This window comes from Proteus penneri, assembly GCF_003144535.1.
GTDB lineage: Bacteria > Pseudomonadota > Gammaproteobacteria > Enterobacterales > Enterobacteriaceae > Proteus > Proteus penneri.
Genome location: NZ_PHFJ01000012.1, coordinates 40,894 through 64,891 on the forward strand (window position 1 = coordinate 40,894; position 23,998 = coordinate 64,891).

Consider the following 23,998-nt stretch of genomic DNA (forward strand, 5'->3'; position numbering starts at 1 on the left):
GTTGGCTAAATTTTGAGTTTATCAATCTCTTCATGATCTGGTCGACGATAATTCAGGATGTAACCTGGCATCTTCATAAACCTATTATTTTTGTCTTTTGCACTCACTACTACTGAATGGCAAACAGATGACGTGTCGAATGTTTCATCATATTCATACAATAAAGCCGCCATTTTATCTTGCCATTCAGTAGGCATTTCATGCATGAGAACTCTTGGCATGACTAGAAATGATGCATAAGACAATCCAAACCAATTCCACAATTCACTGCTATTTTTTGACTGTGTTGCCTTACTCATTTTAAACACTCCGTTCTAATGTAGATTTAAAGTACTTCTAGCTGACTCGATATCGCGGATAGCCTTCTTGTCTGAATTACATTGCTCAATAACCGATAACAGGGAGATATTTAACATTAACGATTCTCCCCATGTCATTTGTTTTGGTATATAGGGCAATAGACAATCAGTGGTTAGGTGTGCTGGTATCGCTATGTGCTCCACTGGCACGTATTCTTTCTGAATGGTCGTGCATCCTGATAAGAGCGTCATTAGGAATAGCAGTATTGGCACAATCATTATTGATAAGAACAGTTTTGATAACCGTTTTAACTTTTTCAGAATCCACGATTGACCTATTCCGCTCTTCGCTATTAAGTGATGAGACATTGTTGATAATCCTGAATGTTCGGTTGGCGTTTTCTGTGATTGAGTTTTGGCGTGAGAGTTGCTCGGTGAGCGATTGGTTTTCTTTGCTCAGTTCACCAACTTTTACAACTAAGTATTGGAGTAAAAAAACACAAATCACAGAGCCAATTAAAAGAACCCATTTACCAATACTCATAACAACAACCAAGCATCTTCAAACACTTTCAGACTGTATGGCTGATATCCAAGCTCAACACCAACAATCGCTGTGGCCAATGCAATAGCAACCGGTTTAGATGAAACATTAATAGGCTCATTTACGCTAACACCAATATCTTTAGCTGCTCGATTGATGTAGCCAACTGTGTTGTTTTCATTTGGTGGCGCATACCGATCGATAATCGACTCGACAGTGTTGAGTTCGTATTTCTTTTGGTATGTCTGCAGTAATTTATAAATTGCCCGAATACCATATTCAGGTGATACGAATTGGCAGAAGCTCGGATCTGTTTGCTGTGCGGATAACCCTTGCCATTTCGAACCGTGTCTAATGTTGCCTGGATTATTATTGCGCTCACCGCGTGCAGGTCTAGCCATTTTTACTAACCCCTCTAAATATTTGCATCACATTCCCACGACTAAGAATTATTAGTGCGCATAGCGTGATATTGATTCCGACTTCAAATGGATCTGCATGCGTGTAGTCATTCGTTAATATTCGTAACGGAATCGAACCTAGTAGAATAATGAGTACCCACGCTATAAATGACGGGATAAATTTATATTTAGCACCGTTACGGTCATAGTTAATGAGTCGAATAACAGCAAGCAGACATGAGAAAAAGTTGATGTAAATCCAAAACATTGAGATGGTCATCTTCCACCTCCTCTGAATTTATCTATCAGGTTGTTAATAAACTTATTTATTCCGTCAGTCATTGCACCCGGCTTTGATATTGAAACTAAAACACCCACCAGCCCTGCTGACGAAAACATTGCCCCTACTGATTTATCAACATCACGACCACCTGTTATATCGCTAAGAATACCCGACATAAAATCAGCGCCATAAATACCAATAAGGAAAGCAACCGCGAAATAAGTCCAACGCTTTAATAGACGAACATCATGAGCAGATAAAACAAAAATAACAGCTCCCGCAAACGCCCCAATAACAACGCCAGCATCCATACCAGCAAACAGGCCTACAATTGAAACGCCCGCTAGCGATGCTGTTGTAGTGCCCGTTAACGGCTCATTCATATGTGTAGTCCTGTTATTTGGTTAAAAAGGTGCAGACACACAGCTCTTGTGTGAAGTGTTTAATGTGTGATTGATACTGTGGTCGGCATGTATGAATGAGTGGTGGGCACAACTCCACCTAGTGTGCAATTATCGACATCTCTGCACGAGGCTTTCTATAATTAATGAAATACAGCTCGCCAATAAGCTTTATATTTAGATCGGGTAACGAAATAATGAAATGACCAAGCTAGATTTAATTGCTCTTTAGTCTTACCAGATAGCTTTATACATAAATTAATAAATAAATTTTTCATATTTTCTCCAATAAAAAAGGCCACCGAAATGACCTTACTGGCAAGCTTTTCTGCCTCTGGAAATAACCCGAACAGTATCACCTGTTACTGTCGTAATGTAAGCATGATCTGTACGCTTAATATCAAATGATGGGATGGCGTCTTTCTTTGTATGTTCAACCCGCGCCACAATATCTTTATTTTCTGATTCAGGATAAAACTCTAAGCGGTACATACCCCCTAAGCAGTGGACTTCTTCCACTTTACGTCCTTCACGTTCAGTAATTAATTTAAGTGCGTACATAATTTCGTTCCTTATTTTAGATAATAAAAAAGACCGCCTAGGCGATCTTTAATTAATTCATACATTTTTATTTATGATGTATGACATTCTCTACAACACCAATAACAACCATCAGCAGTTCTATACCCATTAGCCTTTGCTTGAGAAACAGCCTGAGCACAACTGGTAAAATAACCTAAATATTGCCGGTTTGACGCGTTAGGCATATGGTCGCAACCATCTTGATGAACCTCATAATCACCATGATTATCAGTAGATGTATGAACATAGTAATGATGATACATAAATACCTCTTATTGTTGTGTACACAAAGAGATAATATGTTAAATAGTTAAGTTGTTCTTACCATTAGATCACATATCAAGGAACTATCCGGAATTTCCGGATGGATGAGCTTATAATGATAACTTACAGGTTGCTATTCCCTCGAATTCGGGGGAATTAAATAAAGTGGATGTGGGTGCCAATCTCCACAGTCTCGGTATTCGATGCGCTCTACCGCATTCCCAAGTTTCCTATTTCCGAGCGTCAGGCTATTACTGGTGCTAACTGGCTTTAGCATTATCCAAATTATCAACCACACTCTCGTAATGGTCACGCCATACACTTAAGTTTCCACTATCAATTAAGTTAAGAACTAGTGCACTACAAATTGCCTCAACTTATTGTTTATCAAAATAAATACTTAATAGATATTGAAGTACAATTAACTGTTAAGGATCACTAACCTAAATTTCATTGTATAATAATTACTCTGTACAAAAATAAAGGTATTACAATGGCAAATAAAATATATCTACAAATAGACGATGAAATTGTCCAAGTACCTGACTGGAGCATTATAAAAAATAGAGAACATTATACTGAAGCACTTGACATAAAAGGAAAATCACTAGAGAAAATAATAGGTTACTATGAGCTTGATGAAAAAATATCTTGTGGTCTAAAAAATTGTAATACCCCTCATCTACGAGGGTATATTGTAAAAACCGATGCAGAAATAGAAACAAATATTGGTAATGCCTGTGGTAATAAATACTTTGATGTTATTTTTGGTGAAATGTCATCAGAGTTTTTAAATAAAGTTGAATATGAAAAATTAAAACAAAGTGCCCGGCTGGCTAAACCAGAAATATTCACTTTGTGGAAGAAAATAAATGAATTAACTGTGGGTCCAAAAAACATTTTATGGGCAATACGCTTATTTAAAGATATATCCGACCCTAATATAATTGGGAGGTCTGCTTATAATAGACTTCAAATTATGTATGGCAATAATGACAATAAGGTCTACTTAACCACGCTCACAACAGCTAAAGAAAAAGAGTTAGCAGAAGTTGCAGGCCGACGTATTGATGAAACCGTCGATATCGTTGTTGGGCAAATCAAGTATATAGATTTTTTATCGAAGGATGATAGTTTGGATTCTATCTTTTATTCTGAATTAAAAGCACCGGTATCGGAATTGGAATCCTGCGACCCCGAAAGAACATCAAGAACTAAGCTAAAGAAAATAATGGTAAAAATAAACGCCATAAATACAAATATAACTAGATTAAAAGATAAACTGGAAATAGCGAGACTATTTTTCACAAACGAAAATTTATCACAATTACTTAATTGGATGGAAAAAGATGAGAATGTAAGTAATGCTGATATAGAGCGGTATCAAACATTTTTGGAAAAACTATAATAAAAAAGCCCCGCAATAGCGAGGCTTTAAATCCGGTTACTGTGTTGCGTGTATAACTTCGCACAGCATATATGAAAACTATAACTTTATCGGCAAAATAGTCAAGCTTTATTCAGAATAATGATACTCTCTATCAAATCTATCGCACATTGGGCGATAGAGCATAAATTCAGCCACATTTAGCCATGCTTTAACTCTGTCCTGATATGTACGCAAGCAATAACGACCATCTTTCTCACAAAGCTCTAATGCTATCTCATGTTTTGATTTTTTATAAACATAGTGCTGCTTAAGAATATTCAGCAACCCAGCATCTGCATTCATTACTTCACAAATAACCTTATCCATTTCACCACCTTCAGTATCAGAGCAAAACCACATACTGCTAAGTGTTTTTTATCCTTAAACTCTTCTAGAAACATCAATAAAGTTTCTTTAGATAATCCCGATGTATGCATTCTATTTATTGCATCCCTTAAGGCTTTTTTTGTAATTGTTGGTTCTTCCAATAATTGATTAAACATACTTGTAGCGCTAGGAGCCTTACTAAAAGCAGCCCATCTTCCCCACATTTTCAAACGCCCACGGATCCACACACTTTCCAGTGTACGTAATTTTAAATGTTCTTCGCCTTTACCTACTGTCAATGGATAAATCATCTAATACCCCTCGTGCCGTACACACGTTAAATAAATGCACCGATACCTAGCGACCGGTTTAAGAAATGAAATAACAATTCGAGTTGATTGCCGTGAGTGGCTTCCCATAATTTCGGATCACGATGTAACTCGTCATGGTGAATGCGACACAATGGAATAGTGAATAAGTCGTGAGCCTTAGTACCCATACCACCCATGCCATGACCTATGATGTGGTGCGGATCATCAGCCTGTTGCCCACACACACAACACGGTTGAGTTTTCACCCATTGCAACCAGTTGGTATTTTCCCAACGTTGCATTTTAGGTTTAAGAAGAAATGACGCTGGTGGCTCCGGATCAACAGCAACTTTAATAATCGGCTTTATCGCATCTAAACGTTCATTCATTACGGATAATGCTGTCACGTTGCTTGGGATAATGTCAGCTTCAGGAAAACCACCATGAACTCTGCGTTCTTCTTGTTTATCTGACCAATTTAAAATCTGGCGCAATATCGCTTCGGGTAATTCATCAACCAAACTATGCATTACTGCAAATGAGAAAAAATCAGGAATAGTTAGCTGGTGGGCATCATCTAATCTCAAACGAAAACGAATTGTGTCTAACATCCAATTGATACGGTTTTTATAGGCCAGCTCAGCAACCCACCCTGCTGATGAGTTTCGAATATGATTATCGTGATACCAACAAGTGCGGATCACACCCGCCTCATGAAATGTTGTCACTAATTCATGGTGATGATAATTATCTTCATCGTTATCAATCTGACAGCATTGAATATGACGGATAACCCATGTATCCATTGGTGCCACTTTATCTATTGTGTGGATCACTTTTTTGTTATTGAGAAATTGAATGATGTGCTTATTGTTTAAAATCGGCTGTTCATCGCCCGTTAATGCGCCTGAGGGCAACACATCTAAGCTTTTTGGCACATCACTGATAATCACACGATGGTGCTTCTTAAATTGCTCGAGTAATTCAGCACCCGGTTTAAGTAATACAACGCCCAGTTCAGGTTGAATATAAGGCGTTAATAATAATTTCATGCGCTCACCTGCTTATTCAACATCACCATGCGGATCAACTCATCCGTTTTACTCTCAAAGAAATGCGGTTGGGTTTCGCGAGGATTATTAGGACTGGTCATGTTCTTCCCAAACTGACAACCCCTTGCTGTAACAGACCAAAACTCTTTCGTTTTGCTAGCAGTTTTCGTGCTTGGGCGTGATAGACGTTCAACAATGCCTAGTTCGGCTAATCGCTTATAGGCTTGCTGTGCTGAAATAGGTAGATTGTGTTTGTTGATCAGTGTTGATAATGCAACTGTTGGACGACTTGAACCATCCATAGAACCACTTGGTGCATCAATCGCATACACAGGCGCTAACTCGGGTAAGCCCGCCATGGTCTGTAATTTTTGATAAGCCCCTAACTTTGATGAATTCGAGAAATTTAAACTTTTAGACATTGATTCCAGTAGTATCACGCCAGCTTGGACCTTATCACTGAGTTTCTCATGGTGCTGTTGTGTCACTAAGGCATCAAATGTGCGGATCACTTTTAAATGAAAAGAAGCACTGATCCACATTGCGTAGGCATACACTAATTCTTTGCAAACATAGGTGCCCTGATTATATCCACCAGCGACTGTCACAATGGGCGCTCCTGTGATCTCAGGAGCGGTCGAAATTTCATCAATTAACTCTTTCGTTTGAGCCAATGAACTCCAGTTCGATGGTTGATGGCGCTTTTCACCACCCGATACTCGATGTAAATCATTTAAACAATAGCGACCGGCTACATCTCTACGAACCTGAAAACCATCAATAACAATTAATCCATTCATGCTATTTCTCTCCACGTTTTACTCGTGACCGTACATCACGTTATTAAATGAGCGGATAGTGATTTCTAACTTTCCACCCTTTACGACTTCCATTAACATCACATCCATATGTTTCACTTGCTGATCATCTTCCCAAACACCCGCATGTGTTAATGCATCAAACGGGGCTTTTAAAAAGTTATCAATATCTCTGCGCTGTTTTGTGGGCGGGTATAAGCGAACCAGGACAGAAACATTTTCTTTAATAGCTTTAGGTTTTCGTTTTAGTTGCTCATAGACAGAGGCGATCGTGTTAATTCGAAACTTACGCCCTTTTTCACTGATCAGCGTTCGGCCCTTAATATTTCTCCAATACGAGTTAACGCTAGGTGGAAAAGGCAATGTGAGCATAAGTTCAGGCATAAGTCCCCCATAAGCCAATTAGCAATGTCACTACAAACCAAAAACCAACGAACAAAATGTATTTAGTTAGCATTAGTGATTACCTCTTACTGAACTTACTAATGAATCGTAGGGCTCGGTTGGTAATTTCCCCATGAGTGCAAAATTAGAAGTGGCGTGTTTTACCCATCTGATAGTTGGCAAAGCGCATTTTTTAGCCTTCTGAATATTCAACTTTTCAATGTAGACTGACTCACCTGATTTACGTGATTCTGTTATTGCTGAATAAACTCTTTCTGCCTCTTTAGTTACTCTGTAGCGTAATGGACGCTCTTCACTAATTCTGACTAATACACCTAAAGTCCAAAGGTGTGCCAGTGCTCTTGATGCGCCAGCTAAATTAGTGTCCAAATCACGAGTGACAATGTCGCGATCTACTACTTCACCGACTTTGTACAACGCTAAGATTTGCTCTGTGATTTTCATGCGACACCTCTCGATACAAGCCATTTTGCTTGTTCAATAAATGTTTTGCCGATTTGCTCTAACTCACTGCGTTGAATGTAATCAATGGCTTTACCATTCCACGTTTTATCAAACACCACGATAGCGCCAGCAAAAAATGCCCCTGTTGGTACTTGATTTTCATCTGCAGGAACAAACCATTGAGGAACGTCAAAGCCAACACGACCGCGAATAAAACAAATATGGTCCGCTTCTTCACACCACCAGGTTTCGCTTGTGGCCACTTTCAACAAGAAAACATAACGCCCACCTTTTTCACGCATAGCCAACGCATGATTCATAATGTGGCGAACACCTGTGACAGCCTGTTTTTCATGATATGAACTACGTGAATAAGGAGGGTTGGCAAATGCTGAACCGCCAATTTCTTTGAGTTTTTCCGACCAATCTTGGGTAAGCGCATTATCCTCAACGGTGTAGAAATAAGGGCATTTGCTGTTTTGCGCATCAGTAAAGAGATCTAGCGTGAACGGCCCATAGAGTGAATTGATACCCCAATACAGATTTTCAGGTGTTCGCCATTGATCACCAATTTCTTTTAATTTGTGAGCAGATTGGCTTTTTAATGCCTGTAATTTCAGTGCGTAATCAATCATTGCTGAACCTCCTGTGACATTTCAGTCGCTTGTTTCCAAATGCTGTTCCATGCTTGACGACCAGAAAACTCACTCATACGACGAATGCCTGTCTTACCTGCTAATTCAAGCGCAATTTCTTCAATACGGTTTTGAGGTTTAGAGCGAGAACCAATCAAGCGTGAGAATGCGCTGTCACGTTCAACGGTATCAACTTGAACCTTTGGCTCATCCTTTGGTTTTTGACTACGAACGATCAGCTCATCAAAGTGTTTACGTAATTTACGAGGGCTTAAAATGTTTTGGTGCCAGAATGAATCTTTGTTGGCCCAGTCGAACAATCCACAAATTTGCTCATGAGTACGTCCATCGATTTGACGCATCAAACGAATATCGTTCGCCCAGTCATACCAAGTAGGCTCTAGCGCGGATGGATTCAGTTTTTTAACACGACCAAACATCCATTTCGCCGTTTTTAAATCACCTTCATCGCCCCATTTTTGGAAGTTAGTGCTGTAAATCACTGCTTCTGGATAACGAGTTAAAAAATCATTTTTTGGCTTGTCGCTGGATTCGCCAGAATTCTGCGACGAAAGGTCTTTAGTGATCTGTAAGTTTTTATCTGAGTTAAGATCTGTATAAAGATAGGATTCCTCACTTTCGACGTTTCCATGATTCTGCATTTCTGCGGTTTCCATTCCGCAGTTTCGACGTTCCGATCCCTCACTTTCGACGTTTCCATTCCTCATTTTCGACGTTTCAGAAATAGACGGGAAAATCATAGAGATAAGTTTATTACCATCTATCTTGTAGTGAGTAACTGGCGTGCCATTGACCTTTTTTGTTTTGGTTTCAATCACACCAGGGAAATACTTCTTACGTAATTTATCAACGAGGCGTCGAGCTTGCTCTTCACCAGAAAGCCCGTGAATTTCTTCTGCCAGCTCTTCATGGCTTTTATAGAACCAACCATCATCTGCACTAGATGAAACACCAGACCAGAAGACAAGTTGATTTAAAATTGCAGACAAGGCGTGAGCTTGCTGATCACCTTTGAAAAAATCCAAATAGGGAACAGGAATAACAATGACGTTTTTCTGCCCTGACATAGCTTGTACAACATCAAAAATAGTCGTCATAGCAACGCCTCACTTAACTCTGGTGTATTTCTCTTTAAATCGTTGCAAGGGTTCACATTGCGGATCGTCACAACCATCCAGCATAAAAATGACACGCTGTTTTTCTCTGTCATAACGAACAACATGAACAACAATACCTCGGTGATTTTTGTAGTAGCGATCAAGTTGGTTTGGGTTCTCATTGTTCATTGCCCGCCCTTAAACCATGTTTTGAATTGAAATCATCTACAAGCCAACGCATAAATTGGTAGTTTGTTTCTTCATAGCCTTCTGGTACTTTAATTTCATAGACAAAACGACCATCACGCATTGAAGCCCGTACTTGCGTACGGCATGCTAAGTTTGATAATCTACCCATGCTAATTTCTCTTCACACAATTGAAATTTGCAAACCGAAGCCAGCGACCGTACATCGTTGGCTTCACCCTTTCTGGATATAGCCATCTTTAATTTCTCTTTTGATGTAACGAAACAAATGCATTCATAAATGTGCGAATCTGCGAAATTAATCCATCCAACATCATTTTTATTTTCTGCTCTTCTTCGCTATCAATAACGCCGTCAGCTAAGCTGTCCTTCATCAATAACGCTAAACGCCCCTGCATTTCGTCAACACCACTACGCAGTACAAACAATTCCGTTTCATCCAGTTCCGCAGGACTAATTCTGTCAACGAGTAAACGATTTGATTCACGAGCGACAAATTCAGCAAATAAAACGGTCTTAGAAATATCTTGCATCGCTAACAACTCGTTTAAATCAAATGAGCGACAACCGTTTTTCTCATAAAGCTTGTTGTTGAATGACGTTAAAGACAGACCAAGTGCTCCAGCCATTGCCTCGCGTCCACCAGCTGTTGCCTCACACATTTCTTTCACTACCTGTTTTATTGATTGGTTACTCATTTCCTACCACCATTGATAAATTCTTGTAGTTAACTGCTTTAAACGGTTTTGTTATTGTTTAAATAAAGATCGGGGTTGTATTTAAGGACTCCCTTAGTTAACCGTTCTATTTTTAAAGCTTGTTTTTCAGGAACAATAATCGACCACTGGCAAACAGCACTATGAGATACACCAAGCGCAATAGCCGTTTTTACTGTTCCCCCAAAATGTTCTAAAACTAAATTTTTAAGCATTACACTCTCCATAAAGTAAGCATACTTACAATTTAATGTAGCAGGATACTAATGTCAATAAAATGTAAGATTACTTACGTGTAATGCGTGAATTTGAGGCTATTTATGGAAACAGTAGGAGAGAGAATAAAGCAACGTAGACGACAGTTAAAAATGACCCAAAAAGATATAGCTGAACGCGTTGGAATCTCAGCATCAGCGGTTACTCAATGGGAAAGTGACAACACTGGTTTATCTGCAGAAAGCTTATTAAAGCTATCATCTGTTTTGAGTTGCAATCCAAAATGGTTAATGTTTGGAGTAGGGCTTCCTGAGGATGATATTGAAATAAAAACGTCTATTTACAAGCCGATACCAATCATTAGCTGGGTGCAGGCTGGAGAATGGACTGAGACGTACTGCGAGTCAGATCCTGGTAATTACAAGTACATTGATACTAATTTAAAACTGTCAGATAAAGCATTTGCTTTAATAGTTAAGGGGCAGTCTATGACTACCTACAATGGAGAGTTAAGCATCCCTGAAGGTGCTGTGGTTATAGTTGAGCCTGATTATGGATATCTCGATGATATAAATGGGAAAATAGTCATAGCACAACAAAAAGGTAGCGATGAAGCCACTATCAAAAAACTTATTATTGATGGACCAAACAAATACTTAGCTCCTTTAAACCCCCAATTTAACCCTATTCAGATAAATGGTGACTGCATTATAGCAGGTAAAGTTAAGCAAGTTATTATAAATCTAGACTAATTCCCTCCCCTTTCATAAAAAAAAGAAAGAAATGTAAGGTAACTTATATTTTTTTCTTGACTTAAAATGTAAGTTTACTAATATCTATACTAAATGGTTATTGAGAATACTTATGACAACTGAACCTTCAATCTTACTCCCAAATAATTTAACGGGTGACGATGTAGTTAAATGGATGAGAGAAAAATTGCAGTCTATTGATCACTTATCTGAATTGTATGTAAGACGTGATGAGCTGGTGGCTCAATTGGAAGGCATTAAAAATGAAATAACGGAATACACAAATAAAAGTGCTATTCAGACCCAAAGAAAATGATTTTTATGTGTGAAGAGAACGTGTGAAGAGAAACAATGGCTGGCTGAGTCTTAAACCATTAACGGGGGTGTGGTGATAATGTTCTGCTCAGTCAGCCATTTTATCAAATCTAACAATAAGCAAGGGTACTGGCATTCATCCATGACAGTCCATATCAGGTATCTACTGTAGCTAGTGCCCTTTCTTATTGTGTGAAGTGAATAAACCGTGTGAGGAGAAATTAACATGTCACGCCCTTCGTTAAAAAATGTAATTGTGTATAAAGCACAACTACCAAGTGCAGAAGCGATGTCCGATCACCTAAGTAAAATCCCATTTACTGAAGTGTTAGAGTCACATTTTTGTAGTTATGGCTACATACCAAACCCAGTCACTAATGAATTAGTTACCCCTATTACAGACGGGTATTTGCTGACATTTCGTTTTGATCAAAAAATATTACCTAATGCCGTTATTAAAAAAGAAGTTAATGAGCGTATTAGTAAGTTAAAAGAGGATGGGATTGAATTTATTGAGCCTGATATTAAAAACACAGTCACCGCTGAATTTTTGAGAAAGGCGTTTGTAAAAACAATTACTACACTCGTTTTATATCATCCCAGCAAAGAATATTTATTAGTAGCTAGCTCTAATAAAAACATTGCCAATTCGGCTATAAGCACATTAATTAAGGCGTGTGGTTCAGTTAAAACAGAAACAATTCATATCGATGATGTATCACAAGGTCTAACTACTAGATTATTAAATACATTAAATAATGAAGAGGAAGCGGATTGTTTTGGAAAAAATTTCTACCTAGGTCAATTTTATTTACTTGAAAGAAAAATTGATAATAAAAAAGAAATTGTAAAATATGATGCTGATTTTAACTCCATAAGAGATGTTCTTTTTGACTCTTTAAACAATCAATTTAAAATTAATTTAATTCAGTTATATACAGATGATATACAGTTTAAACTTACTAGCGACTTCCACTTCAAAGGGATTAAACCAGTAAATAAAATTGAATTTGATGATAAAGATAGAGTTTATCGCTATCGGCATGAGTGTTCACTCATCATGTTCTATATGACAATTACCATCGACTTTTTAATTGACTTATTAAAATATAAAGAAAAATAATAATTAGCCAACATCAGGGAATTTTAATCTCGATTAATTCGAGAGGGATTTTTATTACCTAAAATTGTGTGGAGAGAATAATGTCTTATATTGCAACAGCAACAAATAAACATTTCTATTATCTCGATGTACGGATCGAAGATATAGACATTCAAGATATTGCGACAGGTTTAGCTAATGAATGTCGCTTTAATGGACAGATTGATAATTTCTATTCTGTTGCTCAGCATTCTGTATACGCAAGTTATTTAGTTGCACCTGAATTTGCTTTAGAGGCCCTGCTTCATGATGCCAGTGAAGCTTATATCAAAGACCTACCGTCACCACTTAAAAAGTTATTGCCTGAATATAAATTAATTGAATTGCGTGTGGAAAAGATGATCCGCAAAAAGTTTGGGTTACCTGAAAATATGTCTGATGAAGTCCATTTTGCAGATCTAATGATGTTAGCCACAGAAAAGCGTGATTTAGACATTGATACAGGTAGTAACTGGTTAATGCTTGAAGGTATTCCAGCTAGCGATTTTGCTGTCAACCCGCTAACCCCTCGACAAGCAAAATCCCTATTCTTACGCCGTTTTAATGAACTTTATAAGGAGGTTGAGAATGGCTAACGGATCAGTAAACAAAGTTATTCTCATCGGCCACTTGGGGCAAGACCCTGAAATCCGCTATATGCCATCAGGTGGCGCAGTTGCAAATCTCACACTAGCCACATCGGAATCGTGGCGTGATAAACAAACCGGTGAGATGAAGGAGAAAACCGAGTGGCATCGGGTGTGCATCTTCGGCAAATTAGCAGAAATTGCAGGTGAATATCTGAGAAAAGGAAGTCAGATATACATCGAAGGTTCTCTGCAAACCAGAAAATGGCAAGACCAAAGCGGGCAAGACCGATACACAACAGAAGTAGTGGTCAATATTGGTGGAACAATGCAGATGCTAGGCGGTAATCAGGCAGGAAGCCAGAAGCCACAGCAGTCAGCACAACAACCGCAAGCCCCGAAAAATGAGCCACCGATGGATTTCTCAGATGATATCCCGTTCTGACCACCCCGCCGTTTAACCAAAGGATATAACCATGAAAGCTACGGACAGCTTAATTTAACTCGCAGGGATGCAATGAAGAGGAATGAATAATGGCAATAGTTCAATTTTATATAGCGGGTGGTAGAGGTGAAGACCCGTCAGGAATTAGTGAAGATAACCTCTATGAATTACCAGATGATCATAACTTCAGTGCTGATGATAACCTCAATTCATGCATTGAAGCATGTGCAGAATATTATCACGATAACTGTGATGGATGGGAGGATCAGTGGCCGTTGTTATTCATGTTATGGATTGACGACCAATATCTTGGCACGTTTGAAGTTGAGCGTGATTTTGACCCAGTGTTTTCAGCAAATAAGGTCGAGTAATGAAAGATAGAATCAAGTTTAACAATGCCATGTTAGCGGCCGTCATGGATGATAGAAAGGTGCAGACACGTAGACCGATTGAGCCACAGCCAAAAGTGACCGAGGAAGAGTTACGCAAGCTTGGTGCATGGCAAGAAGGTTACACACTATCAGAGCAAGTATGCGCAGCATGGCGTCATGGATTTGTTGATGTTGATTGCCCGTATGGTGAAACTGGTGACATCATCAACGTTGCAGACAAGGACGGTAATATCAAAGGGAGAATTGAAATTACTGATGTTTGGGTTCAGCAAGTAAACGATATCAGCGAAAGTGATGCAGAAGCCGAGGGGTTTGACGGGAAACTAAATGCACATATTTCTGACTTTGCTGCGGTATGGATTGCAATATATGGAATTGATAGCTGGGTAAATAACGAATGGGCGTGGGTTATTGAGTTTAAAAGGATTTAATAATGGATAAATCAATAAACCAATTAAATCCTAATGATGTTATTAAAATTGGTAATAACTGGTATCGAATTAGGTATTTAAGATATTGGGGAAATGAAGCATCAATAGATCTACAAAAAGAAGAGGATCTATTATCTTATTATCATGACAAGACGTGTTTAAGATTATCGATAAATAAAGATTCAAATATTAAATTTGAGGTGAAGAGTGAAACCGATACTTGATATGTGTTGTGGCTCTCGTATGTTTTATTTTGATAAACAAGATGACCGTATTTTATTTAATGATATTAGAGCTGAAGAACATATTTTATGTGACGGAAGAATTTTAAATATAACACCAGATATTATTTCTGATTTTAAAAACCTTCCATTTTCTAATAATACATTTTACCAAGTGTTATTTGACCCACCTCATTTAATCAGGGTTGGTAAAAATAGCTGGATGTTTAAAAAATATGGTTCGTTAAATAAAGACTCATGGAGGGAAGATTTAAGTAAAGGGTTTAGTGAAGCATTTAGAGTACTTAGACCAGGAGGAACATTGCTATTCAAATGGAATGAAACCCAAATACCAGTTAAACAAATTTTAGCGCTAACAGACCAAAAACCAACAGCAGTACAGCGTGTAGGGAAAAATGATAAGACGCACTGGATCTCTTTTCTTAAGGAGATCAGTAAATAATTACCAACAGCATTAACTAATATCTATTTAAACTGTGTACGGACAGTGTGGAGAGAGATATGTCAGCATTAATAAAATATATAAAAATGAAAGAAATGGTTCAATTAACTGGCAAAAGTAAAACTACGTTATGGAGAATGTATGCAAAGAGAAAGGAGTTTCCAAAACCACAAAAAACAAAAGGCGGTACATTTTTAGGTTGGCCTGAACATGTCTATGAAGAGTGGGTTAGAAGCGAAAAACGGTAATGCTAACTTGACCCGTTACTTGACCCGCATCTCTCGCGGGTTTCTTTTTAAAATCGTATAACTCATTGATTTTAAATGGTACGCCCTACAGGATTCGAACCTGTGACCTACGGCTTAGAAGGCCGTTGCTCTATCCAACTGAGCTAAGGGCGCCTAGAAGAACTTTAGACGTTAGCAAGACTACTCGACTACTCTGATAACGGATGTGAATTATACGTTCAACATTCTGAGAGTCAACGATTTTTCAACGATATCAAACTATATGGTCAAAATATGGCAAGTATTCGACTGACAGATTGCTCTTGATCTGACAAAATAGACCAATACCGTAATTGAATAATTTGGATGTATAGATGTCAGCAAGAATTATAGATGGGAAATCGATTGCGCAGACCATCAGAAGCGAAGTTGCAGAAAAAGTAAAACAACGTATTAATGCCGGAAAACGAGCGCCTGGTTTAGCGGTTATTTTAGTGGGAGATAACCCTGCATCACAGATTTATGTTGGAAGTAAACGTCGCGCTTGTGAAGAAGTCGGATTTATTTCTCGCTCTTATGATTTACCAGATACTACCAGTGAAGCTGATTTATTAAATCTGATCGACCAACTTAATAAAGACAGTACCATTGATGGTATCCTCGTCCAACTCCCTTTACCTGCTGGAATTGATAATGTTAAGGTTTTAGAACGCATCCATCCTGATAAAGATGTCGATGGCTTTCACCCTTACAATATCGGCCGCTTATGCCAACGAGCACCTAAATTACGCCCTTGTACACCTCGTGGTATTGTCACACTGCTAGAGCGTTGTAATATTCCAATGAATGGCTTAAATGCCGTTATTATTGGCGCATCAAATATTGTTGGTCGCCCAATGAGTTTAGAACTATTACTTGCAGGTTGTACAACTACAGTTACCCACCGTTTTACTAAAGACCTACGTTTCCATGTTGAGCACGCGGATTTAGTCGTTGTGGCGGTAGGTAAACCTAACTTTATTCCTGGTGAGTGGATTAAACCAGGTGCAATCGTGATTGATGTCGGTATCAACCGTCTTGAAAGTGGTAAAGTTGTTGGGGATGTTGATTTTGAAGCCGCCTCTCAACGTGCGAGCTGGATCTCTCCCGTCCCTGGTGGTGTAGGTCCAATGACAGTCGCCACACTTATTCAAAATACTTTGCAAGCATGCGAAGAATACCACGACCCTGAAACAGGAAATAATTAATCGATGGAAACATTTCAATTAGATGGGCACGACTATGTCGAGCTTTGTGATTTATTAAAACTTCAAGGTTGGACTGAAAGCGGAGCTTCTGCTAAAAGTGTTATTGCTGAAGGTTTAGTGAGTGTTGACGGTGAAGTTGAAACTCGTAAACGCTGTAAAATTATTGCGGGAAAAGTTGTCACCTTTGGTGAGTTTTCCGTTAGCGTCAGCAAATAATCAGCAAATCAATTAATATTGAAAAAGCGTCGCTATCTTAGCCTCGCTTTTTTTCTTTTTAATCCTTTTTTACCTTGAATAGACTTTTTCTTCCTCTTTTTTCTTATTTAATCATGTGAAAAAAAAGAAAATAACATAACCAATTGAATTAAAATAAAATAATAAAATTTAATTTAATATATTTAAATTTAGATCATCATTTTCAAGCTTGTCTATAGTTATAATCTTCTTTCGGTGTTCAGCAAATTGTACATTTTATAAAAAAATAGATAAAAAGAAATGCTATAAGTTATTATTTTATATATAGATAACACTTTTTAACCATTACTGTAAAACTTCAGCAACAAACCTTTTTGTTGATACTTTTATCCGTTTATTCATGTTTAAATGCATTAAAATGTGATTTAGATCTAATTTATTTCTACTTTCATTAGGCAAAAGAACATTGTTTGTACTAAATTATAGATTATAATTTGAAACGATTCAGCTTAATGATACTATTTTAGTTGTTATTTTATAATATTTACATCTTTTTGCCCTTTATCTAACAGGAGATTTTATGCTCGGCTTACCCACTCAAGGTATCTCTGTTTTTGCTAAATTACAGCAAAAATTGATGCCTGTTCTTTTATTTAAGGTAAGGAACTAGCATGAAACGCAGAGTAGCAACCATCACACTTAACCCTGCATATGATCTTGTAGGTTTAAGTGCTCCTATTGAACTTGGTGAAGTTAATCGAGTTAAAACAGCAGGCTTCCATGCTGCGGGTAAAGGCATCAATGTGGCTAAGGTTTTAAAAAGCCTTGGCGTTGATGTTACTGTTGGAGGCTTTTTAGGCAAAGAAAACCAAGATGGATTCCAAAAAGAGTTTAGTGACTCGGGTATCGCTAACCGTTTTCAAATGGTTGAAGGTCGTACTCGTATTAACGTCAAACTCACAGAACCCAATGGTAAAGTGACTGACTTCAATTTTTCTGGTTTTGAAATCACTAAACAAGACTGGACTCGCTTTGTCAACGATACGCTAAGTTGGGCGGGTCAATTTGATATGATTTGTGTCAGTGGTAGTGTTCCTCCTAGCATTGATCTCAATGATTTCACTACATGGATGACTCGCTTACGTAGTGAATGTATGTGTTTGATCTTTGACAGTAGTCGAGATGCCTTTGTCGCTGGGTTAAAAGCTGCCCCTTGGCTTGTTAAACCTAATCATCATGAATTAGAAATTTGGGCGGGTAGATCCTTACCTAAGCTTTCTGATATTGTGCAAGCGGCTGAAGCATTGCGTCAGCAAGGTATTGCCCATGTTGTCATTTCATTAGGCGAGCAAGGTGCGATGTGGGTTAATGCGTCTGGAGCATGGATGGCGAAACCACCTAAATGTGATGTCGTAAGTACCGTCGGAGCTGGAGACTCTATGGTTGGTGGTTTAATTTATGGTTTAATGATGCGACAAACTAGTGAACATACTTTACGTCTTGCGACTGCCGTTTCTGCGCTTGCTGTGAGCCAAACCAATGTTGGTATTCATGATCGCGAACAATTAGCAAAAATGATGACAGAAGTAGAATTAACTCCGCTAAAATTATAAGTAATCATACTCAGTGGTAATTTGAATAATATTAAGTAGAATTACCAACTCTTCTATTAAATAGATTAACGCTCTACTATAAAACATCAAAAATAGAATATCTTTAATTGATTAATTATCTTTTATTATTAAATCAAAGTTTATTTTTTCTATTTATTCGATAAACTTCACTTTAATAAAATTTAATAAAGATATTCTAAAATCAATAAAAACTTATTTCTGTTTTTAGGAGAAGTTATGGAAAGGCCCATAATACTTTTATGGATCCAAGTTATTTCAGTATTATTTTTAGGTATTAGTTTATTTATATTAGTTGCAGGGGCACCGATTTATTTATTAGCAATGGCAATGGGTGGAGGCCAAACAATGCTAGCGGGACTGTTCATCATGCTGTGTCTAATTATAACGATGATCATGCAAGTAACGGCATGGATAAAACTCGCTAAAAATAGTAGAAATGCTTACTCTTTTTTAAAAATATCATGGATATGCTTATCTATTTCGCTCTTTTTTATACTTAGTATTTCGATGTCATTAACGAATATCTCAGAAATTAGCTTTGTTGTTTTTTCTATTATCGTGCTCTTAACACATCGACTCTTTTTCTCTGAAAATGTAATTGCTTATTTTGAATATAAACAAAAAGATAGCAAAAGAAAAACCAGTATTATGAGTCAATGAATTAATCATCAGACAAAAAAATATCGGATATTTAATATCCGATATTTTTATATTAAACGCGAAACTCAATTATCGTATTAATTATTACGACGCCAAACAGTTCCTTGAGGACCATCTTCTAAAACAATCCCCATCGCTGTTAATGCGTCACGAGCAACATCAGCCGCTGCCCAATCTTTATTTTTACGAGCATCGTTACGCTGTTGAATTAATAATTCAATTTTTTCAACTTCACTGGCATCATCTGCTTTAGCACCACTTTGTAAGAAATGCTCAGGCTCTTGCTCTAATAAACCTAATACTTTAGCAAGTTTACGTAATACTGCGGCTAAACCATTCGCTGCATTCATATCAACCGCTTTTAGACGATTGACCTCACGCGCTAAATCAAACAAAACGGAATAAGCTTCAGGTGTATTGAAATCATCGTTCATTGCGTCAATAAATTGTGCTTCAAACGCTTCGCCCCCCACCGGTTGTGCATTTTCATCTGTGCCACGTAATGAAGTATATAGGCGTTCTAATGCAGTACGAGCCTGTTTTAAGTTTTCTTCAGTGTAATTAAGTTGACTACGATAATGGCCTGATAATAAGAAATAACGCACTGTTTCAGCATCGTAATAAGCCAATACATCACGAATAGTAAAAAAGTTATTCAGTGACTTAGACATTTTTTCTTTGTCTACCATCACCATACCAGAGTGCATCCAGTAATTAACGTAAGGGCCATCATGGGCACAAGTTGATTGCGCTATTTCATTTTCATGATGAGGGAACATTAAGTCTGAACCACCGCCATGAATATCAAAATGATGTCCTAACTCTTTACTATTCATCGCAGAACATTCGATATGCCAACCAGGGCGACCTTTTCCCCATGGCGACTCCCAGCTTGGCTCACCCGGTTTAGACATTTTCCATAAGACGAAATCCATTGGATTGCGTTTAACGTTAGCCACCTCAACTCGAGCCCCCGCTTGTAGTTGCTCTAAATCTTGACGAGAAAGTAAGCCATAATCAGGATCGGTATCAATCGCAAACATCACATCACCATTATCGGCAACGTAAGCATGTCCACGTTTAATTAGCGCTTCTGTTAATTCAATAATTTCAGCAATATGGTGTGTTGCTCGTGGCTCTGAATCAGGACGAGCAATATTTAATGCATCAAAATCTTTGTGCATTTCAGCTAACATACGCGTAGTTAATTGCTCACATGTTTCATTATTTTCAATCGCACGTTTGATGATTTTATCATCTACATCCGTTACGTTACGAACATAGTTAACATCATATCCTAAGTAACGTAGATAACGGGTTATGGCATCAAAAGCCACAAATGTACGTCCATGGCCAATATGGCATAAGTCATAAATAGTGATGCCACACACGTACATACCTATTTTTCCTGCATGGATAGGTTTAAATTCTTCTTTTTGGCGAGTGAGAGTATTAAAAATCTTTAGCATCAGTGGACGTTCCCGTTTTCAACTGTACGTGTTTATTACGTTTTTATATAAAAGAAAATAACAACTACTATAGCATGATATTAATTAGGATATTGGATCTTGAAGGCAAAGCAAACTCAAGATTAGGGTTTTTATCTTACTCTGCTTAGCGCTTATTTTCACTGCTCAATCGCCGCTAGTGAATAATCAATCTTCTATTATTTGACTAAATTTTAGCGAAACGTGTTTTTTCCTTTTATTACTGATTTATTTAGCAAGAAAAAACAGCGTAAGAAAAAGATGCATACTGACTAAATTAGGCAACTGTGATATAAAAACGGGACTGTTGTTTATGCCCAAATCTGGGTAAAGCTAAAATTATATTAGGATCTGAATATGGTTACTTTTCATACCAATTACGGCGATATCGTGATTAATACATTTGCAGACAAAGCACCTGCAACCGTAGAAAATTTTTTAGACTACTGTAAAGAAGGATTCTACGATAACACTATTTTCCACCGTGTCATCAATGGTTTTATGATCCAAGGTGGTGGTTTTGAACCAGGTATGAACCAAAAAGCAACCAAAGCACCTGTAAGAAACGAAGCAAATAATGGCCTAGCAAACAACCGCGGCACATTAGCAATGGCTCGTACGAACGATCCACACTCTGCTACTGCTCAATTTTTTATCAACGTTGCAGACAACGATTTCTTAAACTTCCGTGCTGAAAACGCAAATGGTTGGGGATATTGTGTCTTTGCTGAAGTTGTTGAAGGCATGGACGTTGTTGATAAAATTAAAGCAGTTTCCACAGGTCGTAGCGGTTTCCACCAAGATGTTCCTCGTGAAGATATCGTCATTAAAAGTGTAACGGTTAGCGAATAAGCCTCACTCTTTATGTGTACGCTTTTTATTGCAGACCTGCACTTAAGTGAACATGAACCGGCAATCACTGCCGGTTTTCTTCGCTTTTTAAAAGAACAAGCCATTCATGCAAAAGCACTTTATATCTTAGGTGATTTTTTTGATTTTTGGATAGGTGACGATGATCCTAATCCTTTACATCAACAAATTGCTCAAGCTCTGATGACGTTAAAAAATGCAGGAGTGCCTTGCTATTTTATTCATGGAAATCGTGATTTTTTAATTGGCTCTCGTTTTGCCAAAGAAAGCGGTATCACCTTACTTCCACAAGAAAAAGTGCTCGAAATTGAGAAAAATCGCATCTTAATTTTGCATGGTGATACACTTTGTACAGATGATGAAGCGTATCAACGTTACCGTAAAAAAGTACATAATAAATTTATTCAGCGCTTATTCTTACTATTGCCTCTATTTATTCGACTACGTATCGCTGACAAAATGCGCTCGCGTAGCCAACACGAAAATCAGTACAAATCAGATGCCATTATGGATGTTAACCCTCAGGCAGTGATTGATACTTTTAAACATTTCAATACAGAATGGATGATCCACGGTCATACACATCGTCCAGCAATTCATACTGTCAACATTGATGATAAAATACATTATCGTGGTGTATTAGGTGCTTGGCATACTGAAGGCTCTATGTTTAAAGTGACTGCGGATAAAATAGAACTTATTCATTTTCCCTTCTAAATTGCTTTGCTTATTTTCTGCATAAAAAGGCTATTTTTTCTTTACGCAAACGTTTTCCTTGATGTGTTAGCATGATACTATCATCCTCAGTTTATTAGGCTATATCCGTTTATGCTTACAGGAGCAGTTAAGTAATGTCTTCTCAAGTTGGTCTAAATACCTCTTCCGCTCGTATCGCCATTGTAATGGGCTCTAAAAGTGACTGGACAACCATGTCTCATGCCGCTGATGTACTAGACGCACTACAGCTTCCTTATCATGTTGAGATTGTTTCTGCGCATCGAACCCCTGATAAGCTATTTAGCTTTGCAGAACAGGCAAAAAATAATGGCTTTGACGTCATTATTGCAGGTGCTGGCGGCGCAGCCCATTTACCCGGTATGCTCGCAGCAAAAACACTTGTTCCTGTATTAGGTGTTCCAGTTCAAAGTGCAGCATTAAGTGGTGTTGATAGCCTTTACTCTATTGTACAAATGCCGAAAGGTATTCCCGTGGGAACATTAGCGATTGGTAAAGCAGGTGCTGCCAATGCGGCTTTATTAGCAGCTCAAATTTTAGCATTACACTCTCCTACTATTTTTGAAGCACTAACAGCATGGCGCACAGCACAAACTGACGATGTATTAAATAACCCTGATCCAAGGGAGACACTATGAAGCCTGTTTGTGTTCTGGGAAATGGTCAATTAGGGCGAATGCTAAAACAAGCAGGAGAACCTTTAGGCATTGCGGTTTATCCAGTAGGATTAGATGCAGAGCCCGAAGCCGTTCCCTATCAAAAAAGCATAATCACAGCTGAAATTGAGCGCTGGCCTGAAACTTCACTCACTAAAGAGTTAGAACGTCATACTAACTTTGTAAACCGTGATATTTTTCCATTGCTTGCCGATAGATTACCTCAAAAACAGTTACTCGATGAACTGGGCTTAGCAACGGCTCCTTGGCAACCATTAACAGCACCAACACAATGGCCTGATATCTTCTCTCAACTGGGTGATTTTATTATTGTAAAGCGCCGTGTTGGTGGTTATGACGGCCGTGGTCAATGGCGCATTCACCCTGGTGAAGAGCAACAATTACCCGCTGAAATTTATGGTGAATGCATTGTTGAGCAAGGTATTCCCTTTTCTGGTGAAGTGTCCTTAGTTGGAGCCAGAGATAGAAACGGTCATTGTGTATTTTATCCTTTAACACATAATCTTCATCAAGATGGCATTTTGCGTATGAGTGTTGCATTACCAACACCTGCATCAGAACTGCAACAATCAGCAGAAAAAATGCTGACCGCCATCCTTAATAAGCTCAATTATATCGGTGTCATGGCGATGGAGTGCTTTATCGTTGGTAATAAATTACTTATCAACGAATTAGCGCCTCGTGTTCATAACAGTGGCCATTGGACACAAAATGGCGCCTCAATTAGCCAGTTTGAGTTACACCTACGTGCAATTTTAGATTTACCGATGCCAAAACCTGAGGTTTGCCAACCCGCAGTAATGGTTAATTTGATCGGAACTGATGTCAATCCTCAATGGCTTTCATTGCCATTAGTGCATTTACATTGGTATGAAAAAGAAGTTCGCCCTGTGCGCAAAGTGGGGCACCTCAATCTTGTTCATCGCGATAATTACCCACTGAAAGAGGCACTCAAATCATTAAGCTCAATGCTTGATGATGCCTATCAGTTCCCTATCAAATGGGCTTTAGAAAAATTAAGCTAGCAGTCCGACTCATAAAGTTAGAGAATAATAGCCTTTAAACGA

General features: G+C 38.1%; 40 protein-coding genes and 1 tRNA gene. 19 read left to right on the forward strand and 22 right to left on the reverse strand.

Annotation, left to right across the window (positions count from 1 at the left end):
* Positions 1-5 precede the first annotated feature (5 nt).
* The 8 genes from CUB63_RS14010 to CUB63_RS14045 all read right to left on the reverse strand — a co-directional run bounded on the left by CUB63_RS14010 (position 6) and on the right by CUB63_RS14045 (position 2,773).
* Complete coding sequence (locus CUB63_RS14010) at positions 6-299, reverse strand: hypothetical protein (protein ID WP_170110776.1); 294 nt, start codon at positions 297-299, stop codon at positions 6-8.
* A 15-nt stretch (positions 300-314) separates the two neighbouring features.
* Entirely contained in the window at positions 315-578 is a 264-nt protein-coding gene (gene lysC, locus CUB63_RS18010) for an Rz1-like lysis system protein LysC (protein ID WP_109848312.1), read from the reverse strand.
* A complete protein-coding gene (locus tag CUB63_RS14020; protein ID WP_232240019.1) occupies positions 466-843 on the reverse strand; it encodes a hypothetical protein in 378 nt (125 codons plus the stop codon). Before CUB63_RS14020 ends, lysC begins: the two co-directional genes overlap by 113 nt.
* Complete coding sequence (locus CUB63_RS14025) at positions 840-1,244, reverse strand: structural protein (protein ID WP_109848313.1); 405 nt, start codon at positions 1,242-1,244, stop codon at positions 840-842. The genes CUB63_RS14020 and CUB63_RS14025 overlap by 4 nt, the downstream gene beginning before the upstream one ends.
* Positions 1,237-1,524 carry a phage holin family protein gene (locus CUB63_RS14030; protein ID WP_109848314.1) on the reverse strand — a complete coding sequence of 96 codons (288 nt, stop codon included), beginning with the start codon at positions 1,522-1,524 and terminating at the stop codon, positions 1,237-1,239. The genes CUB63_RS14025 and CUB63_RS14030 overlap by 8 nt, the downstream gene beginning before the upstream one ends.
* On the reverse strand, positions 1,521-1,910 hold the full coding sequence (locus CUB63_RS14035) for a putative holin (RefSeq protein ID WP_109848315.1): 390 nt from the start codon (positions 1,908-1,910) through the stop codon (positions 1,521-1,523). Before CUB63_RS14035 ends, CUB63_RS14030 begins: the two co-directional genes overlap by 4 nt.
* Positions 1,911-2,240: 330 nt before the next feature.
* The gene (locus tag CUB63_RS14040; protein ID WP_109848316.1) at positions 2,241-2,489 is read right to left on the reverse strand and encodes a hypothetical protein; all 249 of its coding nucleotides are present in this window, start codon (positions 2,487-2,489) and stop codon (positions 2,241-2,243) included.
* A gap of 71 nt (positions 2,490-2,560) precedes the next feature.
* Complete coding sequence (locus CUB63_RS14045) at positions 2,561-2,773, reverse strand: hypothetical protein (protein ID WP_041705231.1); 213 nt, start codon at positions 2,771-2,773, stop codon at positions 2,561-2,563.
* A 494-nt stretch (positions 2,774-3,267) separates the two neighbouring features.
* Here CUB63_RS14045 and CUB63_RS14050 point away from each other — a divergent pair, with 494 nt between their 5' ends.
* Positions 3,268-4,182: a hypothetical protein gene (locus CUB63_RS14050; RefSeq protein WP_109848317.1), complete on the forward strand. Its 915-nt coding sequence runs from the start codon at positions 3,268-3,270 to the stop codon at positions 4,180-4,182.
* A 108-nt stretch (positions 4,183-4,290) separates the two neighbouring features.
* On the opposite strand, the gene CUB63_RS17785 is transcribed toward CUB63_RS14050, so the two are convergent.
* The 12 genes from CUB63_RS17785 to CUB63_RS14105 all read right to left on the reverse strand — a co-directional run bounded on the left by CUB63_RS17785 (position 4,291) and on the right by CUB63_RS14105 (position 10,451).
* Positions 4,291-4,530 carry a DUF1133 family protein gene (locus CUB63_RS17785; protein WP_239996097.1) on the reverse strand — a complete coding sequence of 80 codons (240 nt, stop codon included), beginning with the start codon at positions 4,528-4,530 and terminating at the stop codon, positions 4,291-4,293.
* Positions 4,506-4,841: a DUF1133 family protein gene (locus CUB63_RS17790; RefSeq protein WP_239996098.1), complete on the reverse strand. Its 336-nt coding sequence runs from the start codon at positions 4,839-4,841 to the stop codon at positions 4,506-4,508. The genes CUB63_RS17785 and CUB63_RS17790 overlap by 25 nt, the downstream gene beginning before the upstream one ends.
* Before the next feature lie 26 nt (positions 4,842-4,867).
* Positions 4,868-5,893, reverse strand: coding sequence for a DUF968 domain-containing protein (locus CUB63_RS14060; RefSeq protein WP_109848318.1), 1,026 nt, complete (start codon positions 5,891-5,893; stop codon positions 4,868-4,870).
* On the reverse strand, positions 5,890-6,693 hold the full coding sequence (locus tag CUB63_RS14065) for a KilA-N domain-containing protein (RefSeq protein ID WP_109848319.1): 804 nt from the start codon (positions 6,691-6,693) through the stop codon (positions 5,890-5,892). The genes CUB63_RS14060 and CUB63_RS14065 overlap by 4 nt, the downstream gene beginning before the upstream one ends.
* A gap of 18 nt (positions 6,694-6,711) precedes the next feature.
* The gene (locus CUB63_RS14070) at positions 6,712-7,095 is read right to left on the reverse strand and encodes a RusA family crossover junction endodeoxyribonuclease (protein ID WP_109373182.1); all 384 of its coding nucleotides are present in this window, start codon (positions 7,093-7,095) and stop codon (positions 6,712-6,714) included.
* A 72-nt stretch (positions 7,096-7,167) separates the two neighbouring features.
* Positions 7,168-7,584, reverse strand: a complete 417-nt coding sequence (locus CUB63_RS14075) for a hypothetical protein (RefSeq protein ID WP_239996099.1) — start codon at positions 7,582-7,584, stop codon at positions 7,168-7,170.
* On the reverse strand, positions 7,557-8,195 hold the full coding sequence (locus CUB63_RS14080; RefSeq protein ID WP_109848321.1) for a phage N-6-adenine-methyltransferase: 639 nt from the start codon (positions 8,193-8,195) through the stop codon (positions 7,557-7,559). The genes CUB63_RS14075 and CUB63_RS14080 overlap by 28 nt, the downstream gene beginning before the upstream one ends.
* The gene (locus CUB63_RS14085; RefSeq protein ID WP_109848322.1) at positions 8,192-9,313 is read right to left on the reverse strand and encodes a replication protein 15; all 1,122 of its coding nucleotides are present in this window, start codon (positions 9,311-9,313) and stop codon (positions 8,192-8,194) included. The genes CUB63_RS14080 and CUB63_RS14085 overlap by 4 nt, the downstream gene beginning before the upstream one ends.
* 9 nt (positions 9,314-9,322) lie before the next feature.
* Positions 9,323-9,502, reverse strand: a complete 180-nt coding sequence (locus CUB63_RS14090) for a DUF4222 domain-containing protein (protein ID WP_099660103.1) — start codon at positions 9,500-9,502, stop codon at positions 9,323-9,325.
* On the reverse strand, positions 9,492-9,671 hold the full coding sequence (locus tag CUB63_RS14095) for a hypothetical protein (protein WP_109848323.1): 180 nt from the start codon (positions 9,669-9,671) through the stop codon (positions 9,492-9,494). Before CUB63_RS14095 ends, CUB63_RS14090 begins: the two co-directional genes overlap by 11 nt.
* Before the next feature lie 88 nt (positions 9,672-9,759).
* Positions 9,760-10,218 carry a YmfL family putative regulatory protein gene (locus tag CUB63_RS14100; protein WP_109848324.1) on the reverse strand — a complete coding sequence of 153 codons (459 nt, stop codon included), beginning with the start codon at positions 10,216-10,218 and terminating at the stop codon, positions 9,760-9,762.
* Between the two features lie 38 nt (positions 10,219-10,256).
* Entirely contained in the window at positions 10,257-10,451 is a 195-nt protein-coding gene (locus CUB63_RS14105; protein ID WP_109397866.1) for a Cro/CI family transcriptional regulator, read from the reverse strand.
* A 105-nt stretch (positions 10,452-10,556) separates the two neighbouring features.
* On the opposite strand from CUB63_RS14105, the gene CUB63_RS14110 reads away from it, so the two are divergent.
* From CUB63_RS14110 to CUB63_RS14155, 10 genes are all read left to right on the forward strand, one after another.
* The gene (locus tag CUB63_RS14110) at positions 10,557-11,204 is read left to right on the forward strand and encodes a LexA family protein (protein ID WP_109848325.1); all 648 of its coding nucleotides are present in this window, start codon (positions 10,557-10,559) and stop codon (positions 11,202-11,204) included.
* A 112-nt stretch (positions 11,205-11,316) separates the two neighbouring features.
* The gene (locus CUB63_RS14115; RefSeq protein WP_109848326.1) at positions 11,317-11,520 is read left to right on the forward strand and encodes a hypothetical protein; all 204 of its coding nucleotides are present in this window, start codon (positions 11,317-11,319) and stop codon (positions 11,518-11,520) included.
* Between the two features lie 225 nt (positions 11,521-11,745).
* Positions 11,746-12,642 carry a recombination-associated protein RdgC gene (gene rdgC / locus CUB63_RS14120; protein WP_109848327.1) on the forward strand — a complete coding sequence of 299 codons (897 nt, stop codon included), beginning with the start codon at positions 11,746-11,748 and terminating at the stop codon, positions 12,640-12,642.
* Positions 12,643-12,722: 80 nt separating this feature from the next.
* The gene (locus tag CUB63_RS14125) at positions 12,723-13,256 is read left to right on the forward strand and encodes a hypothetical protein (RefSeq protein WP_109848328.1); all 534 of its coding nucleotides are present in this window, start codon (positions 12,723-12,725) and stop codon (positions 13,254-13,256) included.
* On the forward strand, positions 13,249-13,692 hold the full coding sequence (locus tag CUB63_RS14130) for a single-stranded DNA-binding protein (RefSeq protein WP_109848329.1): 444 nt from the start codon (positions 13,249-13,251) through the stop codon (positions 13,690-13,692). The genes CUB63_RS14125 and CUB63_RS14130 overlap by 8 nt, the downstream gene beginning before the upstream one ends.
* 89 nt (positions 13,693-13,781) lie before the next feature.
* Complete coding sequence (locus tag CUB63_RS14135; protein WP_109848330.1) at positions 13,782-14,063, forward strand: hypothetical protein; 282 nt, start codon at positions 13,782-13,784, stop codon at positions 14,061-14,063.
* A complete protein-coding gene (locus CUB63_RS14140) occupies positions 14,063-14,515 on the forward strand; it encodes an ASCH domain-containing protein (RefSeq protein ID WP_006533962.1) in 453 nt (150 codons plus the stop codon). Before CUB63_RS14135 ends, CUB63_RS14140 begins: the two co-directional genes overlap by 1 nt.
* A 2-nt stretch (positions 14,516-14,517) precedes the next feature.
* Positions 14,518-14,739 carry a hypothetical protein gene (locus CUB63_RS14145; protein ID WP_006533963.1) on the forward strand — a complete coding sequence of 74 codons (222 nt, stop codon included), beginning with the start codon at positions 14,518-14,520 and terminating at the stop codon, positions 14,737-14,739.
* 19 nt (positions 14,740-14,758) lie between these two features.
* Positions 14,759-15,199 carry a class I SAM-dependent methyltransferase gene (locus tag CUB63_RS14150; RefSeq protein WP_006533964.1) on the forward strand — a complete coding sequence of 147 codons (441 nt, stop codon included), beginning with the start codon at positions 14,759-14,761 and terminating at the stop codon, positions 15,197-15,199.
* 59 nt (positions 15,200-15,258) lie between these two features.
* On the forward strand, positions 15,259-15,447 hold the full coding sequence (locus CUB63_RS14155; protein WP_109848332.1) for a helix-turn-helix transcriptional regulator: 189 nt from the start codon (positions 15,259-15,261) through the stop codon (positions 15,445-15,447).
* A gap of 76 nt (positions 15,448-15,523) precedes the next feature.
* Here CUB63_RS14155 and CUB63_RS14160 read toward each other — a convergent pair.
* Positions 15,524-15,600, reverse strand: a tRNA-Arg gene (locus tag CUB63_RS14160).
* A 200-nt stretch (positions 15,601-15,800) separates the two neighbouring features.
* On the opposite strand from CUB63_RS14160, the gene folD reads away from it, so the two are divergent.
* From folD to CUB63_RS14180, 4 genes are all read left to right on the forward strand, one after another.
* A complete protein-coding gene (folD, locus tag CUB63_RS14165; RefSeq protein WP_006533966.1) occupies positions 15,801-16,673 on the forward strand; it encodes a bifunctional methylenetetrahydrofolate dehydrogenase/methenyltetrahydrofolate cyclohydrolase FolD in 873 nt (290 codons plus the stop codon).
* A 3-nt stretch (positions 16,674-16,676) separates the two neighbouring features.
* Entirely contained in the window at positions 16,677-16,889 is a 213-nt protein-coding gene (gene ybcJ / locus CUB63_RS14170; protein WP_006533967.1) for a ribosome-associated protein YbcJ, read from the forward strand.
* Positions 16,890-17,539: 650 nt separating this feature from the next.
* Entirely contained in the window at positions 17,540-18,481 is a 942-nt protein-coding gene (gene fruK, locus CUB63_RS14175) for a 1-phosphofructokinase (RefSeq protein WP_072065087.1), read from the forward strand.
* A gap of 237 nt (positions 18,482-18,718) precedes the next feature.
* Positions 18,719-19,162, forward strand: coding sequence for a hypothetical protein (locus tag CUB63_RS14180; RefSeq protein ID WP_006533970.1), 444 nt, complete (start codon positions 18,719-18,721; stop codon positions 19,160-19,162).
* 77 nt (positions 19,163-19,239) lie between these two features.
* Here the strand turns inward: CUB63_RS14180 and cysS are convergent, their stop codons facing one another.
* The gene (gene cysS / locus CUB63_RS14185; RefSeq protein ID WP_072065089.1) at positions 19,240-20,631 is read right to left on the reverse strand and encodes a cysteine--tRNA ligase; all 1,392 of its coding nucleotides are present in this window, start codon (positions 20,629-20,631) and stop codon (positions 19,240-19,242) included.
* 375 nt (positions 20,632-21,006) lie between these two features.
* Between cysS and ppiB the strand changes: the two genes are divergently transcribed.
* The 4 genes from ppiB (at position 21,007) to purK (ending at position 23,956) form a co-directional block, all read left to right on the forward strand.
* A complete protein-coding gene (ppiB, locus tag CUB63_RS14190; protein WP_006533972.1) occupies positions 21,007-21,501 on the forward strand; it encodes a peptidylprolyl isomerase B in 495 nt (164 codons plus the stop codon).
* A 12-nt stretch (positions 21,502-21,513) separates the two neighbouring features.
* Entirely contained in the window at positions 21,514-22,236 is a 723-nt protein-coding gene (gene lpxH / locus CUB63_RS14195; RefSeq protein ID WP_109400164.1) for a UDP-2,3-diacylglucosamine diphosphatase, read from the forward strand.
* Positions 22,237-22,370: 134 nt separating this feature from the next.
* On the forward strand, positions 22,371-22,892 hold the full coding sequence (gene purE / locus CUB63_RS14200) for a 5-(carboxyamino)imidazole ribonucleotide mutase (RefSeq protein WP_109848333.1): 522 nt from the start codon (positions 22,371-22,373) through the stop codon (positions 22,890-22,892).
* Positions 22,889-23,956, forward strand: a complete 1,068-nt coding sequence (gene purK / locus CUB63_RS14205; protein ID WP_109848334.1) for a 5-(carboxyamino)imidazole ribonucleotide synthase — start codon at positions 22,889-22,891, stop codon at positions 23,954-23,956. The genes purE and purK overlap by 4 nt, the downstream gene beginning before the upstream one ends.
* Positions 23,957-23,998 lie beyond the last annotated feature (42 nt).